Source organism: Saccharopolyspora sp. NPDC000995, assembly GCF_053599315.1.
Genome location: NZ_JBSFLZ010000010.1, coordinates 1 through 16,412 on the forward strand (window position 1 = coordinate 1; position 16,412 = coordinate 16,412).

At 63.4% G+C, this 16,412-nt stretch carries 21 protein-coding genes and 1 pseudogene; 11 read left to right on the top strand and 11 right to left on the bottom strand.

The genetic code is table 11. The features are described 5' to 3' along the window. Positions 1–388: 388 nt before the first annotated feature. Complete coding sequence (locus ACWDKQ_RS05680; RefSeq protein WP_450137660.1) at positions 389–1,228, bottom strand: HAD family hydrolase; 840 nt, start codon at positions 1,226–1,228, stop codon at positions 389–391. 689 nt (positions 1,229–1,917) lie between these two features. Between ACWDKQ_RS05680 and ssd the strand changes: the two genes are divergently transcribed. Together ssd and ACWDKQ_RS05690 are read left to right on the top strand one after the other, a co-directional pair. Continuing rightward, a complete protein-coding gene (ssd, locus tag ACWDKQ_RS05685) occupies positions 1,918–2,994 on the top strand; it encodes a septum site-determining protein Ssd (protein ID WP_450137577.1) in 1,077 nt (358 codons plus the stop codon). A 187-nt stretch (positions 2,995–3,181) separates the two neighbouring features. Continuing rightward, the gene (locus ACWDKQ_RS05690) at positions 3,182–3,940 is read left to right on the top strand and encodes an ATPase, T2SS/T4P/T4SS family (protein WP_450137578.1); all 759 of its coding nucleotides are present in this window, start codon (positions 3,182–3,184) and stop codon (positions 3,938–3,940) included. A 156-nt stretch (positions 3,941–4,096) separates the two neighbouring features. On the opposite strand, the gene ACWDKQ_RS05695 is transcribed toward ACWDKQ_RS05690, so the two are convergent. Both ACWDKQ_RS05695 and ACWDKQ_RS05700 read right to left on the bottom strand, forming a co-directional pair. Next, positions 4,097–4,300 carry a DUF397 domain-containing protein gene (locus tag ACWDKQ_RS05695; RefSeq protein WP_450137579.1) on the bottom strand — a complete coding sequence of 68 codons (204 nt, stop codon included), beginning with the start codon at positions 4,298–4,300 and terminating at the stop codon, positions 4,097–4,099. Positions 4,301–4,323: 23 nt separating this feature from the next. Next, entirely contained in the window at positions 4,324–5,169 is an 846-nt protein-coding gene (locus tag ACWDKQ_RS05700) for a helix-turn-helix domain-containing protein (RefSeq protein WP_450137580.1), read from the bottom strand. Positions 5,170–5,406: 237 nt separating this feature from the next. On the opposite strand from ACWDKQ_RS05700, the gene ACWDKQ_RS05705 reads away from it, so the two are divergent. After that, entirely contained in the window at positions 5,407–5,616 is a 210-nt protein-coding gene (locus tag ACWDKQ_RS05705) for a hypothetical protein (protein WP_450137581.1), read from the top strand. A gap of 713 nt (positions 5,617–6,329) precedes the next feature. Here ACWDKQ_RS05705 and ACWDKQ_RS05710 read toward each other — a convergent pair. Next, entirely contained in the window at positions 6,330–6,941 is a 612-nt protein-coding gene (locus tag ACWDKQ_RS05710; RefSeq protein ID WP_450137582.1) for an HK97 family phage prohead protease, read from the bottom strand. Beyond that, entirely contained in the window at positions 6,938–7,378 is a 441-nt protein-coding gene (locus ACWDKQ_RS05715; RefSeq protein WP_450137583.1) for a hypothetical protein, read from the bottom strand. The genes ACWDKQ_RS05710 and ACWDKQ_RS05715 overlap by 4 nt, the downstream gene beginning before the upstream one ends. An 83-nt stretch (positions 7,379–7,461) precedes the next feature. Between ACWDKQ_RS05715 and ACWDKQ_RS05720 the strand changes: the two genes are divergently transcribed. Then, complete coding sequence (locus ACWDKQ_RS05720) at positions 7,462–7,863, top strand: BRO-N domain-containing protein (RefSeq protein WP_450137584.1); 402 nt, start codon at positions 7,462–7,464, stop codon at positions 7,861–7,863. A 110-nt stretch (positions 7,864–7,973) separates the two neighbouring features. Here the strand turns inward: ACWDKQ_RS05720 and ACWDKQ_RS05725 are convergent, their stop codons facing one another. The 4 genes from ACWDKQ_RS05725 to ACWDKQ_RS05740 all read right to left on the bottom strand — a co-directional run bounded on the left by ACWDKQ_RS05725 (position 7,974) and on the right by ACWDKQ_RS05740 (position 10,505). Continuing rightward, positions 7,974–8,195 carry a helix-turn-helix domain-containing protein gene (locus tag ACWDKQ_RS05725; RefSeq protein ID WP_450137585.1) on the bottom strand — a complete coding sequence of 74 codons (222 nt, stop codon included), beginning with the start codon at positions 8,193–8,195 and terminating at the stop codon, positions 7,974–7,976. A 1,191-nt stretch (positions 8,196–9,386) separates the two neighbouring features. Then, complete coding sequence (locus ACWDKQ_RS05730) at positions 9,387–9,755, bottom strand: hypothetical protein (RefSeq protein ID WP_450137586.1); 369 nt, start codon at positions 9,753–9,755, stop codon at positions 9,387–9,389. A 101-nt stretch (positions 9,756–9,856) separates the two neighbouring features. After that, entirely contained in the window at positions 9,857–10,195 is a 339-nt protein-coding gene (locus ACWDKQ_RS05735) for a hypothetical protein (RefSeq protein ID WP_450137587.1), read from the bottom strand. 73 nt (positions 10,196–10,268) lie between these two features. Continuing rightward, positions 10,269–10,505 carry a hypothetical protein gene (locus ACWDKQ_RS05740; protein ID WP_450137588.1) on the bottom strand — a complete coding sequence of 79 codons (237 nt, stop codon included), beginning with the start codon at positions 10,503–10,505 and terminating at the stop codon, positions 10,269–10,271. Between the two features lie 413 nt (positions 10,506–10,918). On the opposite strand from ACWDKQ_RS05740, the gene ACWDKQ_RS05745 reads away from it, so the two are divergent. Further along, the gene (locus tag ACWDKQ_RS05745; RefSeq protein WP_450137589.1) at positions 10,919–11,419 is read left to right on the top strand and encodes a hypothetical protein; all 501 of its coding nucleotides are present in this window, start codon (positions 10,919–10,921) and stop codon (positions 11,417–11,419) included. A gap of 101 nt (positions 11,420–11,520) precedes the next feature. Here ACWDKQ_RS05745 and ACWDKQ_RS05750 read toward each other — a convergent pair whose 3' ends face one another. Beyond that, positions 11,521–13,116 carry a recombinase family protein gene (locus tag ACWDKQ_RS05750; RefSeq protein ID WP_450137590.1) on the bottom strand — a complete coding sequence of 532 codons (1,596 nt, stop codon included), beginning with the start codon at positions 13,114–13,116 and terminating at the stop codon, positions 11,521–11,523. Continuing rightward, entirely contained in the window at positions 13,113–13,337 is a 225-nt protein-coding gene (locus ACWDKQ_RS05755; RefSeq protein WP_450137591.1) for a hypothetical protein, read from the bottom strand. The genes ACWDKQ_RS05750 and ACWDKQ_RS05755 overlap by 4 nt, the downstream gene beginning before the upstream one ends. Before the next feature lie 41 nt (positions 13,338–13,378). Between ACWDKQ_RS05755 and ACWDKQ_RS05760 the strand changes: the two are divergent. The 6 genes and pseudogenes from ACWDKQ_RS05760 to ACWDKQ_RS05785 all read left to right on the top strand — a co-directional run. Continuing rightward, a pseudogene (locus tag ACWDKQ_RS05760) lies at positions 13,379–13,918 on the top strand (ATPase, T2SS/T4P/T4SS family); the annotation flags it as partial. Between the two features lie 194 nt (positions 13,919–14,112). Further along, the gene (locus ACWDKQ_RS05765; protein WP_450137592.1) at positions 14,113–14,712 is read left to right on the top strand and encodes a type II secretion system F family protein; all 600 of its coding nucleotides are present in this window, start codon (positions 14,113–14,115) and stop codon (positions 14,710–14,712) included. Continuing rightward, positions 14,709–15,410, top strand: a complete 702-nt coding sequence (locus ACWDKQ_RS05770; RefSeq protein ID WP_450137593.1) for a type II secretion system F family protein — start codon at positions 14,709–14,711, stop codon at positions 15,408–15,410. Before ACWDKQ_RS05765 ends, ACWDKQ_RS05770 begins: the two co-directional genes overlap by 4 nt. Before the next feature lie 36 nt (positions 15,411–15,446). Then, on the top strand, positions 15,447–15,656 hold the full coding sequence (locus ACWDKQ_RS05775; RefSeq protein ID WP_450137594.1) for a DUF4244 domain-containing protein: 210 nt from the start codon (positions 15,447–15,449) through the stop codon (positions 15,654–15,656). Continuing rightward, positions 15,656–16,057 (top strand): TadE family type IV pilus minor pilin, encoded by a 402-nt coding sequence (locus tag ACWDKQ_RS05780; protein WP_450137595.1) that lies wholly within the window; start codon positions 15,656–15,658, stop codon positions 16,055–16,057. Before ACWDKQ_RS05775 ends, ACWDKQ_RS05780 begins: the two co-directional genes overlap by 1 nt. Beyond that, the gene (locus tag ACWDKQ_RS05785; RefSeq protein WP_450137596.1) at positions 16,054–16,401 is read left to right on the top strand and encodes an Rv3654c family TadE-like protein; all 348 of its coding nucleotides are present in this window, start codon (positions 16,054–16,056) and stop codon (positions 16,399–16,401) included. The genes ACWDKQ_RS05780 and ACWDKQ_RS05785 overlap by 4 nt, the downstream gene beginning before the upstream one ends. The last annotated feature ends 11 nt before the right edge of the window (positions 16,402–16,412 follow it).

Below are 16,412 nucleotides of genomic sequence, written 5' to 3' on the forward strand. Positions count from 1 at the left end.
GGCCCGTCGATCAGATCGACGGGCCGCCGCCTTCCGCGCGAGTGCTCGGGTTACCAAGCGTGCACTTGTGTCGTAACTTTCGGGCTAGGCGTCCGGCGTCCCGGTACGCAACCCCGTGGAACGACCAGCCTTGTGTGCGGCAACGCGTGGGTGCTCCGAGACTCGTGCACGGAGTCTGATCGGGGTGGATGCTACTTCTCCTCCGTAACATCCCTGGCCAACCAGGGTCCGCACTTCTCTTTGTAGTCGGTGACGCGCGTCACTGCAAGGGTTCGGGTGTGAGCCGTAGGTATTGGTTCCCGCCGATGGTGATCATCGGGGTCGCGCGCCGGTGGTGATCACCGGGGTTCCGCGGTGTGGAGCCGAAAACGTGCGGCCGGGTGCGCCGTCAGCGGCGGCGGCGCCAGGCCCGCAAGCCCCACCATGCGGCTCCGGCCGCTGCCACCGCGCCCATGCCGACGCCGGCTGCGGTCACCGCGGCGCGGGACGGCGTTGGGATCCGGGCGCGCAGCGACACCGGGTGCTCGAAGGACAACGACGGCCAGCCGCGCTGGACGGCCTCCTTGCGCAGCCCGCGGTCGGGGTTGACGACGGTGGGGTGCCCGACGCTCTCCAGCAGCGGCAAGTCGGTGATCGAGTCCGAGTAGGCGTGGGATTCGGGCAGGTCGTAGCCGTACTTGTCGGCGAGTTCCCTGGCGGCGGTCGCCTTGTTCTCCGCGGAGCAGTAGAACTCGACTTCGCCGGTGTAGCGGCCGTCAACCACGACCATCCGGGTGCCGGACCAGTGCGTGGCACCGAGCAGCTTGGCGATGGGGGCGACGACCTCCTCACCCGAGGCTGACAGCACGACGATGTCGTGTCCCTGCTCCTGGTGTTCGGCGATGAGCTGGGTGGCTTCCTTGTAGACCAGCGGGTCGACGATGTCGTGCAGGGTTTCCTCGACGATCGCGTTGACCTGCTCGACGTCCCAGCCGGTGCACAGCGAGGTGATGTGCGCGCGCATCCGGTCCATCTGGTCGGCGTCGGCGCCGGCCAGCATGAACACGAACTGGGCGTAGGCGCTCTTCAGCACGGCCCGCCGGTTGATCAGCCCCTCTTGGAAGAAGGGCCGGCTGAAGGCGAGCGTGCTCGACTTGGCGATGACGGTCTTGTCCAGGTCGAAGAACGCGGCCACCCGCCGTCCAGTGGGGGCCGATTGGTTCGCGGGCTCTGTCACGCCGCACAGCATACGAGCCGGGAGGAGCGGGCTGCGGGCGCGCATTGCCGGAGCTTTTTCCATTCCTGCTTTGGCCTTCGATCTCCGTTGTCCGCGCTTTGCCCGAGTGGTTCCGCAGTTGTCCCCTTGCGGGAGTTGTTGCGTGGTCCCGGTACCGGGATTTCCGGAATCATCGGCGGGAATCCCGCGGCCGCGCGCCGGTGCGCGGATGTGCGCCAAGAACTCACGGTGCGTGTGATGCTGCGTGTCGCTCTCGTCTAATGGGAGCTAATTCTTGACTCGAATGTCGCCTACAGTTCGGTTCAGTGCACACCGAGAGCAAGAACGTTCCCTCTAATGGACGCGGGGTGTTGCGGGGGATCTACGGGCTAGAGTGAGGGTAGTCCGGTGTTATCCGGACAGGTTCAGCTCGACCCCCCGGAGCTGAACTGGTTGACGACCCCCGCGCCTCCCCCCTGGCGGGGGTCGTCCCATTTCCGGCGGAGCCCGTGCGGGCGAATCCAGCCGAAGCGAATGTGAATCCTTTCCATTTTTCGTGGGTATCGCGCTTCCGGGGGATGCGAGTTGTCCACAGGCGCTGGATTTGTCCACAGATTTGGAAAACCCGGTTGGCAGTCGTCGAAGATCCGGCCACCTTGGTTATCGACGCACCAATTCCGCGCTCATCTCACTCGCACAATTCGACTGCCGGAGGCATCGCCATGACTACTACACGTCCGCTGCTCGTCACGCGAGATTCCGCGTTGGCAGAAGAGGTCTCGCGACTGGCCGCTGCCACCGGCGGCGAACTGGAGCACGCCCCGGATCCGGCGGCTGCTGGCTGGCGGACCGCGCCCCTGGTGCTGCTCGACCCGGCCGCGATCGGTGCGGCCAACGGTCTACCGCGAAGACGGGGTGTCGCCGTGCTGTGCCGGGACCCGACCTCTGAGCTTTGGCGCGCCGCGTTCGAGATCGGTGCCGAGCACGTCCTGCAACTACCTGCCGACGAGGCGACCCTCATCGAGCTGCTCTCCGATGCGGGCGACGTGCCGACGCAGGGCGGCCGGGTGCTCACGGTGTTGGGCGGGTGCGGAGGTGCCGGTGCCTCGGTGCTGGCCACCGCGGTGGCGATGATCGCGGCGCGCGGCGGCGAACGATCGTTGCTGGTCGACTGCGATCCGCTCGGTGGCGGCGTGGACCTCGCCGTCGGAGCCGAAGCCGCCGACGGCCTGCGCTGGTCGGGGTTGGCCGTCAACGCCGGTCGGCTCGCGGCGAGCGCGTTGCACGAGGCGTTGCCGAAGCGCCGCATCGGAGCCGGTGCGATCACAGTGCTGTCCTGCGATCGTGACGGGCCGTCGAGCGGGTTGACCCCGGAGGCGGTGCGAGCGGTGCTAAGCGCAGGCCGTCGGGCGGGCGACACGGTCGTATGCGACCTGCCGCGCAGCCTCCCGGCAGCGGCCGTGGCCGGGCTGCGCCAGGCGGACCTGGCGGTGGTCGTCGTCCCTGCCGAAGTGCGCGCCTGCGCGGCGGCGGCCCGTGCGGTGGCGAGCATCCGTGAACACGCGGCCAGCCCGGTCCGGCTGGTGGTGCGAGGTCCGGCACCGGGCGGATTACGCACGGCCGACGTGGCGCGAGCGGTGGGCGCGGACGTCCTGTCGGTCATGCGGCCGCAGGCAAGCCTGCCCGCCACCCTGGACCGCGGCGGCTTCGCCGCGATCCGCCGGGGGCCGGTTGCGCGAGCCGCGCAGGAAGTCCTGGCCGCGCTCAGCGGCGCGGAAATGTCCACTGTGGCTTGGTGAGTTCTTGATCGAGGCCTGGGTGTCGGCGGGCCTCCGGAGTTGTCCGCGGCCTCGGTGCTGGCGCGGCGACGGTCTCGTCGCGACCGCACCGAGCTCGAGCGCGGGCTTGGAACGTTCGCACCAGCCGGTCGGCCGGTGCGGGAAGCAGCTCTATTCGGTGCTCCACCAGAACGGAAGTGGGTCAGTCATGTCCATGAGCCGTGTCCTGGAAGTCGATCAGATCGCCGGCGCAGCGCCAGCGGAGTCCACTGTGGCCGGCACGATCGACGGCGAATTGCTGGAGCGGGTGCGCAACCGGCTGGTCGGCAGCGGTGCCACGCTGACCTCGGCAGCCGTCGCGTCCGCGGTGCGGGAGGAGTCCGGCGGGCTGGTCGCCGACGCCGACGTCCTAGCCGCGCTTCGCCTGGTGCAGCAGGAATTCCGCGGGGCCGGAGTGCTGGAGCCGCTGCTGCGCGATCCCGCGGTTTCCGACGTGCTCGTCACCGCGCCAAGCAAGGTCTGGGTGGACCGGGGCGACGGGCTTGCGCGGGCGGCGGTGCGCTTCGCCGACGAGGATGCGGTGCGCCGCCTCGCACAGCGGCTCGCCGTTGCCAGCGGCCGTCGGCTGGACGACGCCCAGCCGTGGGTCGACGCCTGGTTGCCGCAGGAGAGCGCGTCCGGGCTGGTGCGGTTGCACGCCGTGCTGCCGCCGGTCGCGGGCGAGGGCACCTGCATCTCGCTGCGCGTGCTGCGCCCTGCCGCGCACGACCTCGATGCGCTGCGGAGTTCCGGGGCCTTCGACGGGCCGACCGCAGCGGTGCTGCGCGAGATCGTGGCTGCCAGGCTGGCGTTCCTGGTGGTAGGCGGTACCGCCACCGGCAAGACGACGCTGCTGGCGGCGATGCTGGGTGAGGTCGCCGAGTCCGAGCGCATCGTGTGCGTCGAAGATGCGACAGCCAGAGTTTAACACCATCCGGACGCAGGCGTACCCGCGTCACGAGTCGGGAAGGATTTCCTTACCCTACAAGGGTTTTCTATCCCACAAGTACCCGATGGGCCGTTGTGACCTGCCGCAGCGGAAGGCCCCTCGCTGGGTTGGCGAGGGGCCTTCGTTGTAGGGGGTTCAGCCGTCGAGACGGCCGGACTTGATACTGCTGATGAAGCTGGAGAAGGCGTTCATGCCGACAACTAGGATCGGCGAGCGGTCCCCGAGCTTGGAGTCCCTTAACGCGCCGTGCGAGTGATCGACGCGTGCCACCTCAACGCACTGTTGGGCACCTCCGCTGTAGCTCGATTTGCGCCACCGGAGGCGGCTGTTATTGGTCATGCTTTCTCTCCTGTATCCCGCCGTTAGTGCAGGTTGGCGATGTAGCGATCCAGTAGGGCGAGCGTGTCTGCCTCCGACAGCGCGCCGCCCTGAGCCTGATCAAAGGCGAGGCTATACGCGCCGGTCGTCTTCAAATAGTCCGCTCCGGTCAAGGTTTCCAGGTAGGCGATGGTGGCCTTTGCCCGCTCGATCCACAGCAACGTGAACGGGCAGCTCAACCCCGCGTAAGCACCCTGGTCCAGCGGGACGACGCGAAGCGAGACGGTCGGCAGATCGGCCATCTCACGAAGCCGTGCGAGCTGCACGGCCATCACGTCACGGCTACCGAGTTGCCGGAGTAACGCCTCTTCACCAAGTACGACCCACACGTCTGGCGCGCCGTCTTGGTACAACCGGTTGCCTCGTTCCTCACGAGCCGCCGCCATGTCTTCGATATCAGCGGCCAACACGACAGGAGACCGTGATAGTTGCGCCTTGGCGACCTCCCGAGTCTGTAGCAGAACCGGAATCTCGGCGTAAACCATGCGGATCTCTGTTGCGGCCCGTTCAAGTGGGATGTACTGCTTTGCCCAATCGTTGACACGCTCGGGCGCAGCCCGCCTCCGTGCCTCTGCACCGAGACGCATCACCTTCGCTGCCTCCGGTCCGCACACGCCGTAGTGCGCAAGGAGGGTTGACAACTCCCGCTCGTTGACTCCGAGCGTGCCGTTTTCGATCTTTCCCAGCTTGCCGCGATACCAACGGAGCTTGGCGTTCGCGTCGTCCAGGTTGATACCGGCAGCCTGCCTCAACGCTCGTAGTCGCTCGCCGAGTATGAGCCGCTGAACGACCGGTCCGGGGTCTTCTTCGTGCATGGCGTCAGTTTGCACGAGGGGCATTGTTTCACACAGAGTCACTGTTTGAGCTTCAAACTTTCACCCGAACGCAGCACAACTCAAACAGTGTCGAAACTTGAGTCTCAGTTGTAGTCTCAACCGCACGCAGCCGGGCCGACAGCCCGGAGCGGAAGGGTGGAACAACATGCGATTCCTGAGACGTTGGCGAGACCAGCGCCGGAAGAACCGGGAATGGGCGCGCATGCGGAAACTCCGTAAGCGGGTGTACCTATGACGGACGCTTCGAATATTCAGTTCATCGGAAAGCCCATGAGCCCGACAGCTAACCTCGCGGTTGTTCTCCGGCAAGCTGTTTGGGATCTCGACCACGTAGCCTTCCTCCTGCCGGAGGGCAAGATATCCCGTGACGAGTTGGACAAGCTTGCTGACAATCTTGTCAGGCTGGTCGAGGAACTTCGGAAAACGGAAGTGCCCTCATGAGCACAGTTGCGAACATGTGGTTCTCTTCCGTGTCCGGTGACTTGCACGTCGGCCCGTGGTATCCGGGTGTTTTCCAGCCGCTGAGGCACCGGCTAGGACCCGACCCTTACAAAGTTGAATTAGCCGGTCGAGTCTTCTTCTTCGCGTTATGCGGCTCGCCCATCTTGAAAGGGCCTGCGAGCCAATGGATTACCGAGTGCCCTAAGTGCCTTCGGCACCCCTGATCCGGTCGTAGGGGCGCTAGCCCCCCGACGCCCCTCCGGCCGTCTCGTAGCCGACTAGTCGTTAGAAAGGATGTGGGACATACCTTAAAATCTGATCTCTACCAGTAGTAAACGTGGCGTACCCGGTACGCGGGAAAGCCCCTCCCGAAAAGGAAGGGGCTTTCTCTTGAATCCGAAGAGTCGCCCGGACAGGACTGGGATACACGGCCCTGAAACGCAAAAAGGCCCCTGAGCCGACCGGCAATTACACCAGTCAACCCAGGGGCAAAATCGTTACGGCGTTACGGCCGTTACATGACTCAACGCACGAGTAATCGCAGATGAGACCGTTTCCGTAACGTTTCCAGCGTTACGCCCCTACCTGTGCGATTCTCGGGGGGATATATGGGTGGGTAAAGGCCGGGGTCACCAGGCTAAAGGGCTGAAGATTGAAAGCCCCCCTCCCCTTTGCCCCGGCTCGTGAATGAGCCGGGGTAGGTCAGGGCTTGATCATGACCCAGTTCTGATGGTTGAGCGCTGGGAACGCGCATACCCACCAAGGTTAACCGGGGGTGCGATCCGCTTACCGAACCTCGGGCGGATCAATCGAGCCGCGAAACCCATCTCTATATCGTCCATTCGCTGACGAATACGATCACGCTCACTACGTTCGGCATAGAGCGTAGTGTCCGGGTACGCCGGGAACGTGACCGCTGAAACCTCTAACAATCGGCCAATCTTGGTGATGATCCGCAACGGCGTACGGCTACCGCCGTGTCCGTCGCGCCATTCATCCTTGCCGACCGTGAACATGAACGACATGCCTCGCAGGTCGCCACGCTGAACAGCCTCGAATACGTCCTTGCCCGTCGGGCCGTCGGGAAGGGTAATCCGGGCGCGGAGTCCACGGGGTCCATCCTCAAGGCTGAGCGTGCCAGCGCGGACACGGCCAAGCAGACGAGTAGGATTATGATCTTGCAGAGCGGCGATATCACGAGCGGCCGTGGAGGCGAGCACGTCTTTGGCCGCACCAGGCGAAATCATTTCGTCGAACTCGCCGTGAGGTGTCGCGATCCTGGTAGGCGAATTGTAGACGATCGCGATACCGCTAATAACGTTCATCGGTTGTCCTGGTCGAAGGCGTAGAAATCGAGTGGAGATCCAGCGCGGCGGGCACGTTCAGCGGCTTCCTCGGCTGCCTTCTGGGCGTTCTCTTCTGCGCGAACCCGCTCAATGGATTCCTGCCGACGGCGCGCATCCTCCATCATTTCTTCGTGAGCCTCGCGGGCAGCTTCCTGCGCCTCTGCGAGGGCAGCAACCTTTCGTTCCTGGAGATACTTCTGGTAGGCATCCCAGCGGGCACTATGATTGTCTGACGCCTTGGTTAGCGTGGCGTAGACGAACGTGGCTGTCTCCTCATCGAAAGCCGGTCGGCCAGCCCAATCGGTAGTTACCGCGATCTCTACATCTGTGTGGTGCTTCACCTGGCGGATAATGTCTTCCGGACCGGCAGAGGTGTTAAGCTGCGCGGCGATTTCATTTATCGTGACCTTGCACATTTTACGCTCCTAGTGATTTCGCTGGTGCTGTGATCGTTAGCCGATCAAGCATTGGTGTTCGTGGTTCCGTTGGTGTTCGTGGCATGGCAGAGGTTCGGGTCCTCGCGATCGAGGGTGAGCCGTGGTTCGCGGCTAAAGACGTCTGCCAGGTGCTCGGGTACACAGACGGCCGCAAGGCAGTGCGAGACTATGTTTTGCCTGGTCAGAAAGGGGGTTTCAAAATGGAACACCCTACGAGCAAGTCCGGCTTCGCTGAGGTCTCAATCATCAACGAGCCGGGCCTATACCGACTGATCATGCGTAGCAAGGTTGAGGGAGCCGAGAGGTTCCAGGACTGGGTGACTGCGGAGGTCCTACCGACCATCCGCACCGAGCGTCATCTAATGACCCTGCGCTTTTCCTCTTCCCACGCTCTACGAGCGGCAGACAAGGCCGCACCAATAGCGGCGGATGCTTTACCGCCTTCAGGTCGGACGTTGGCGTAAATAACTAGTAGGACACCAGCGCCCAAAAGGGCTAGTGGCGTCCACACGAGGTACAGGAACGCGATAACAAGCGCGTACCCAATGCCTTCTAGGATATTGTTTACCACAGGTTAGTCACCCTCTCGCATAAGTTCGTGAACGTCGATACGTAGAGCGCGGGCGAGGCGTACTAGACGGCCCGCAGCGGGCTTGCGCTGTCCGTGCCGATAAGCGTTAACCGACTGGATTGAGACACAGCCCATTCGCTGAGCTATGTCCCGGTCAGTGAGACCAGACATGGCGATTTCCTTCCGGATCTTCTCAGAGTCGCCGGGTCCATCCGGGCGCGGCATGCTATTCAACTCCTTAACCGAGTGGATTACGTGGAATAAGAAGGCATGAAAAAACCCCGGCCCAAAAGAGCCGGAGGCTAGATGTAAATCCTATGCAGCCCGAAGGGCTACCTAATTAAGTCGTTCGGAAGCCCCGACAGGGGCTCTACCAGAGTTCAGTCCTTGATCTGATCGCAGCCGTTAACGGCTGCTCTGAACCTTAATATTCTGACTAGGACCGGCCTTCGGGCCGGTCTTATCTAGTCTGTGTCGGTCGCAGTCGATCGGAGCTTCGCTCCTCTTTCCTGCTCCCTATATATATATGGGTGTCGATTGATGCTCAAACCTGCGCCACGGGCCGCAGGTGTGTCATAGTTCACTCGGATGGAGTAACTTTGACCCCAAGGCTTAAGTGTGGTCAGGAACCGTGCTAGCCGTCGAGAACACGACAAGATGAGTACCCTCTAAATGCCCCTGAAACGGCCGTAGACAGCCTTTAGGGACGATAGGGCACCCCCCCGGGCGGGGGCCAGAGCCTCAGAACGGCGGGTGATCTCGCACAGGTGAGACACGGACCCAAGGCGTATGAGGGTCCGCTGGATCATCGGCCGACCGTAGCGGCCTGCGAAGCTCACTCATAGGCTCGCTTCGAGCTACCAGGTAACAACCTTCGGTTCGGGCGTCCGCGCAACCCCGAACCGGGTAGTTAGGCCCACCGGACACCGGGTTATCAAACCGGTGGGCTCTAAGGCACCTAGGACAGGTGCCGACTACATAACCATTCCATGCCGGGGTCTCACGAGACCACCGGCTGAATACCTCAAAGTTATCAATCATAATATTTTCCTAACAAGGCCGGATTGTCCCGGCCTATTCAGACATAGAGAAACCAGGCCAGCCCGAAGTCTGGCCTGGTCTTCATTTACTTAACTCTGATCGGCGGGCAGGGGTAAAGGGGAATGCCCGCCTCTGATTATTAACTAGTTAGGGCCGGGACTACCGGCCTGTAACCAACGGTCGGCCGCTACACGGGCCGACCTATCATCTCCGATGGCTACCTTGGCCGCTCCGATAGGGCTACAATAAGGGATTGGCCGGGATTTACAGGCCACTTGAGTGTAAAGGTGGCCGGGATATGCAGGCCACCTTGTGTTTAAAATGGCCTGGATATTCTGCGAGGGGTGGACAGTAAATCCCTGCCATTTTCGACATCTACAGCGTCACTGTCTGCGGCAGAGACAACACGTACTGTGTGCCTTTCTCACGTGCCCTCTTCGGCCACTTCACCAGAAACCCGGCAGCTACAAGCCGTTGTGCGTGGCCGGTGAGCCTGTCCCGGTGAATGTCTGCCGCATCGGCTAGCTTCCGGTCAGTGATCTCTACCCGGAATGTTCCCAGGTTGGCCCAGTAGCCCAGCAATGCCGCGTAGTGACACGTGGCTAATCCCTGCCCGCCAAAGTGGCGTTCAACCTTGGTCACCCACTGCCGAATGGCAGCTATCCCGTTGCCAGTGATCGGCTTGCCTACGACTATTTCTGGTGGGGCATATGGATCCTCGAACGGATCAATATCGGTGCTCAATTCTCGTCCTCTCTGTTAGAATAAACGGGCGGACCCGGTAGCTACTCTCTACCGGGTCCGCTCTCTTTGTCGTTCGCTGCCTTGACTTGATCAGGAATGACTTACTCAGTGATTTTGCTGATACAGCGGTGTTCAACCCGTTCCCCGGGGCATTCCTCGTGCATCCGGTATCGCGTCAGCGTTGCCCTACCGAACGCCATCGTTTTGTCTTTCCGCGTCTCAGAGTCGATAACCGTGGTGCAAAACAGGTCCAGATATGGAGCAACATAGCTCCGGTACTGTTCCGTACTCTCTTTGATCAGCACGCTAACGTTGGCTTCGAAGATCCAACCTTCTGGTTCCCCCGTGACGATCTGGCACTCAACAAAGTAAGGCTTTGGTTCACATAAAATGATCCCGGTTTCGGCATATTCTGCCGTAAGCTGTTCGATGGTCTTCATTTGTTCTCTCCTCGGTTGTTTGGTTGCCCTGAGTGGGCAAGCCGCAGGCCGGATTTCTCCAGCCCGACCTGACTCACTCAGATGCAGCAATAGCCATAGCGAGGCTGACAGCATCACCGAATTTTTGGATTCCCGTGGTGATGACATTTCCCCTGCGGCTCTCCACGTAGTAATCACGGCTCGTGGTGTCGTACACGGCGAAATAATCGCCGCCGAAACTCCATGCATAGAAGTCGATACACCGCAACGCTTCATACGGAGCAAGCTCAATCAGGCTGATAACGTTCATTTCGAGTTCAGTGAATTCCATTTTCTCCCCTGCGGTTCGTTGACTGATTGATTGGGCTTCCCTTGCTCCGGCGTGATGGGCTTTCGCCTGGCGTACAACGCTGGGCACCGGTTATTGCCGCTGTTAACGGGCTGCGGTGTTGACCAACGTGCAAGGGGAATGTGCTTGTTCGGGATTCCGTTGCTCCCTGGGCACAGTGGCAATTGCGATGCCGTCTCCCGCCGTGCCCTGCTATTCGGTAGCCGTCTGCTCACCACTTCTGTCGCCTGAGCCTGCCGACTGTTGTCGGTGGTTCTCTGGTCTCGCGTGGTCGCTTAGGCCTTGTCTTCCGGCCGGGGGATCGGACCCGTAGCCGACGAGAGGGACACTACGTCGGTCATACCCCGGTTGTCAAACCGGGTGCGTCCACCAGGGTGGACGCATCGAGTACCATCGTGGTCATGAGCCGTGAAAAGACTGCTGATCTGCGCATAGGGCCGTGGCAGGTGTTCATGGAGTGGTCCGAGGATGCCGACCAGGGTGGACCCGTGTACCTGTCGATCGAGCCGGGCGATGACGCGGACCCCTGGGAGATCGCGGGGGGTCTGTCCTCGACAGTCCTGCGGCAGATCAACTTCCAGGAAGCCATTGACCAGTGGCGTCGCGAATCACCGGGAACGGTGCTAGATGAGTACTTCCGCGAACGGCTGCGCGAGCTGGTTTCTGAAGGTGTGACCGATCAGTACCTCGCGTACCTGGCGAGCGTGTACGTCGGCATGGTGCGTGCGGGCGAGAAGGGGATCACTGCCAAGCTTGCCGACGCGACCGGAAAGAAGCTGGACACGGTGAAGGCCCACCTTAAAGCAGCTCGCAAACGGGAGTTTCTGACAGTGATTCCAGGCAAGGCAGGTGGCCAGCTCACGGAGAAAGCTGCCGCACTACTAGGCAAGAGCTGAATCGAGATACACAGAAGCCCCTGAGGTGGATTCTCAGGGGCTTTCTTGTGTCCGGGGTGGTTCTAGTCCAGGGTGATACCTAGTGTGGCTCTGTTGGCTGCTTACTCAGCGCTCGTTTCCTGTAGGAATTCCTCAACGGACAGCCCCGGGTCGATCTTCGAAAGCAGCCGGTCCAGGTGGGTGAAGTCGAGTCCGAAGTTTGGAACACCATCGGTGTTGGTCAGCGTAACTCGGACCTTGGAATCCCGAAGGAAGGAGTTCCGGTCTTTCTGGTTGAGTTCTTTCCAATGGTCCCGGAATAGCTTTCCGGTCGGCTGGAGAATGTATCCGGCGGGCCGGTAGGGCTTAGCCGCTAGTTCGTTCCTGCGGGTCGTGAGTGCGTCAACCTCGGTAAGCAATGCGTCTAGCGCAGGGCCGGGAGGGAACCGAGTAACCGACGCTGCGAGCGAACCTAGTTTGGCATCGATATCGGCTAGTTCCTGCGTGGCGTCTTCGCCAGGGTCGTAAACAGGAATCTTGTGCTCTTTGTGTCCGACCAGAGAGAGCAGGCTCTCAGTGAGCAGGGAATCGGCAGTCTCTACCCGTGCGGACTTGTTGCCGCACGGCTTTTTGTAAATCTGACCAGAGCATCGGTAATACTTCGCCGTGCGGCCTTTAAAGTGATACATCGGCAGGCCGCACACGCCACAGTAGATCACCCGGAGCATGAGCGAGTTAGACGGCTCAGGGCTTGAGCCGTTGGTCTTCCTAGCGTCCAGCTCCTTTTGGAGCCGCTGAAAGTCCCGGGGGCTGATGATTGGCTCAGCCCGAATCAGGGGCTTACCCTCTTTGTAAATTACCTGCTTGGGGCCGTACTGAGTGCGGCCGTTCTTCTTGATTGCCTGGCCGTTGTCGTCGGTCAACGGCTCAGAGCGCATCGCGTAGCCAAGTAGGGTTTCCTGGCGTAGCTCACGGCTGAGATTACCGGTTTTCCATGTGTAGCCTTTCGGCTCTTTGTCCTGGCTGATAAGAAAGTGATCGATAGGCGTCGGTGTACCGGCGTCGTTCAGCTCCCGGCAAATCGTAGAGACTCGCTCGCCGTCGAGAACACGAGCAACGATCTTACGGGCAAGCGGAGCCATAACCGGATCAGGCTCGTAACGCCACTGGCCAATATGAGAGCACGGGATCTCTTCTTGTTCGCATGACCAGCAAGCGGACTCGATTTTGACCGGGTGATAGCCGAACGGCGGATTACCGCCCCGGTATTTGCCGCTCGTGATGTTGTGCTCGAATGCGTTCTTGGTGCGCTCTTGGATTGCCTCAAGCTCGCCCTCTGCAACGCCAGCAATGACACCAGCGACTAGGCGACCAACCCAGTTACCGAGGTCGATCGACTCGGACACACTCACCAGGCTTTTACCTGTGTCCAGGACTAATCCAAACAATTTGTTCAGTGGGATTACTCGCCTGGCGATTCGGTCTAGGCGATAAGCAACCAAAATATCCCACTCGTTCAGTCGTTCATTGAGCCACGGGGCCAACTCCGGTGCATCAAATGGAGACACTGAGCCCGATAGCGGAGCATCGGTAGCCCAACCGACGATTTCATGGTCGTGCATCTCGGCCCACTTGGTGATTGCTTCCCGCTGCCGCTCTACCGAGGTGCTTTCCTCGGATAGACGGCTGAGCCTTACACGGCCAACTACACGGCTCATTGTCCGGCCACCTTTTCGAGAAGAGCGGACACAGCTGCTTTCCGTGCCGCGTAGTCGAGTCCGGTGCTCCACTGTGCCGCCGTGTCCACGGACAGCCGGTAGCAAGCCCACCAACGGCGTCCGCCGTACCGCCAGCCGCGCCACTCGCGGCCATCACCAACCCACCCAACGGCCACGCCGTCAACCTCCACCACGTACGCAACGGTCCCGCCTGCGTGCATCGGTTCAGTCCTCGTAAGAGTTACATCTTTGCTGGTCACGCCTGTCCTCCCGGAGTAAAAACGCATCCGTTGAGGAGGCCGCCGAGCTCTACCCGCGACATCCGCACGTGGTCCGGTTGCTCACCCGACCGGCGAACGTCGAAGGCGCGGGGGAGATCCGGGTCCGGGACCTCGTCCGACAGGCGCTGCGCATGCGGCCGGACCGGCTCATCGTCGGCGAGGTGCGCGGCGGCGAGGTGCGCGAGTTGCTTGCCGCGCTGAACACCGGGCACGACGGGGGCGGTGGCACGCTGCACGCCAACTCGCCGCAAGAGGTCCCGGCTCGGATGGAGGCACTCGCAGCGCTCGGCGGACTGCCGCGCGCCGCCCTGCACAGCCAGCTGGCCGCGGCCGTGCAGGTGGTGCTGCACGTTCGGCGCAGCGCCCGATGCGGCAGGCATCTTGCTGGTATCGGCGTGCTGCGCCGGGACGGCGACCTGGTCGAGGTGATCCCGGCCTGGCAAGTCGAAAGCGGTTGGGGGCCGGGTAGGGATGCGTTGGCGGCCCTGCTGGAGGCGAGGGGAGGTGCCTTGCCGTGCTGATCCACGCGTTGGTCGTGCTGGCCGCGGCTGTCCTGTGTTGGCCGGAGATCCGGGCCCGCGAACGGCTCCTAATCAGGCCGGCCCACGTTCCTGAGCTCCCACTCCGACGGGCTGCGCGGCTGCTCGCGATTCCGGCAATCGCAGTGGCGGGCTGGAGTTTCGCTGGTCCCGTGGGTTCGTGCGCGGGAATTGCCTTGTCGTTGCTCGGCGTGAAGTACTGGCGATCGCAGCGGGATTGGCGCCAGCGGCTGACCCAGGCCGACGAGCTGACCGCCGGACTGCGGCTGTTGGTGGCGCAGCTGCGCGCGGGTGCCCACCCGGCCGCCGCGGCCGAGGGAGCGGCGGCGGAGTCGGGCCCGGCGGTTGGTCAGGTCTTCCAGGACATGGCCGCCACGGTTCGGCTCGGCGGGGACGTCGCGACGGTTCTCGAAGCGCACGACGGGGCCGCCGAACTGCGTGAGCCACTGGGTCGGATGGCGAGGGCCTGGGCGCTCGCGGAGCGGCACGGCGTCGCATTGGCCGACTTGCTCGATGCGGTGCGCAGCGATGTCGAACGGCGCGCGGCGTTCCGCCGCGATGTCGAAGCGAAGATGGCTGGGCCGCGGTCGACGGCTGCTGTGCTTGCCGGGCTGCCGCTGTTCGGGCTGCTGTTCGGCGAGGCGGTCGGGGCAGGACCGATCACCGTGCTAACCGGCGGATTGCTCGGGCAACTGCTCCTGCTGGTCGGGGTGGCCTTGCTGTGCGCCGGGGTCGGCTGGACGTTGCGCCTGACTAGGGCGGTGGTGCAGCCGTGATCGAGCTGCTGCTCGCGGCGGTGGCACTGCTGCTCGTCCCGGCGAGTTCGGCGCGGGTGCGGCTGCGGGCGCTTGGCCCGCGATCGCCGGGGCGGAGCCGGAGCGCACCGTCCATTGTGGCCTGGATGCTTCCGCTTGCGGTCGGGGCCGGTGCGGTGCAGGTGGTGGGTCCGGTCGGCGGGATCTTGATCGGCCTGGCCGCCGCCTTCGCCGTGCGTCGATGGTCCGCGGCGGCTGACCGGCGACGCGACCGAACGGACCCGCTGGCGTTGGCCGGGGGTTGGGACCTGCTGGCCGCCGGTATGCGCGCCGGGCTGCCGGTGCCGGTGATCGTGCGGGCCGTGGCCGACGAGCTCACCGGTTCGGCGTGCCGAACGCTGCGCGAGGTCGCCGATCACCTCGCGCTGGGTTCGGACGCCGCAACCGGCTGGGAACCGGCCTTGCGGAACCCGGACACAACGGAGCTCGCACGTGCGGCCCGGCGAACCGCCCGGACCGGCAGCGCGCTGGCGGACGTTGCTGGCGAGATCGCAAGCCGCGCGCGAGCCACGGTTGCCGAGCAGGCCCAAGCGCGCGCCCAGCGAGCAACGGTGTGGGTCTCGGCACCGCTGGGCTTGTGCTTCCTGCCCGCGTTCCTGTGCCTCGGGGTGCTCCCCGTGGTGGTTGGCATGATGCACCGCCTCGCGGCGCCCTTGTAATCCATTGTTGACAAGTATTGGAAGGGGTCAGTCGAAATGAGTACCCGAACGAACCGGTGGACGGCAATGCGCCGGCTCCGAACGCTGCTGCACGGCGACGGAGGCATGAGCACTGCCGAATACGCGGTGGGGACTGTCGCCGCGGTGGCGTTCGCGTCGCTGCTCTACAGCGTCGTGACCGGTGATTCGATCAAGGACGCACTGGCTGGGCTGATCGCCCGCGGGCTGGAAGGCGGCGGTGTCTGATGGGGGAGGTGGTTCCGGCGCCGGTCGCTGCGCCTGGCGCCGGAACGACCGGCCGCGATGCCGGGGCGGTGACGGTCGAGGCGGCGCTGGGCATCTGCTCGGTGATCGCGGTGTTCGTGTTGATCTTGACCGGAGCCGGCGCGCTGATCGGCTATCTCCGATGCACCGACGCGGCGGTCGAGGCAGCGCGGTTGGTGGCACGCGGCGACCGGCCCCGCGCGGACGAGGCGGTCGGCCGCATCGCCCCGGCGGGTGCGTCGCTGTCGGTGCTGGTCGAGGGCGATCAGGTCAGCACCGACGTGAGCGCGCCGCTGCCCGGCGGATTCCTGCCCGGCCAGTCGCTGCGCGCACGCGCGGTGGCGGTGCTGGAACCGGGGGTCGAAGGGCTGGTGGCGCGATGAACGGCGATCGGGGCACGGCAACCGTGCTTTCGGTTGTGCTCTCGATGGCCTTGCTCGCCCTGCTGTGGTTCGTCCTGCAGCTGGGCGCGGTCACCATCGCCCGTCACCGGGCCGAAGGGGCGGCGGACCTCGCGGCTCTGGCCGCGGCGGCGTACGCGCCGCACGGGCAGCAGCTCGCATGCGAGCGGGCGAACAAGGTCGCGAGCGGGATGCGGGTCGAGATATCGGAATGCACGATGGACGGATGGGATGCCCTCGTGGCAGTGCGAGCCAATCTTCCCGCGTTCGTCCCGGGCGGGCGGAAAGCCAGCGCACGGGCCCGTGCCGGGCCGAACGACAACTGATCGGCCCGGCT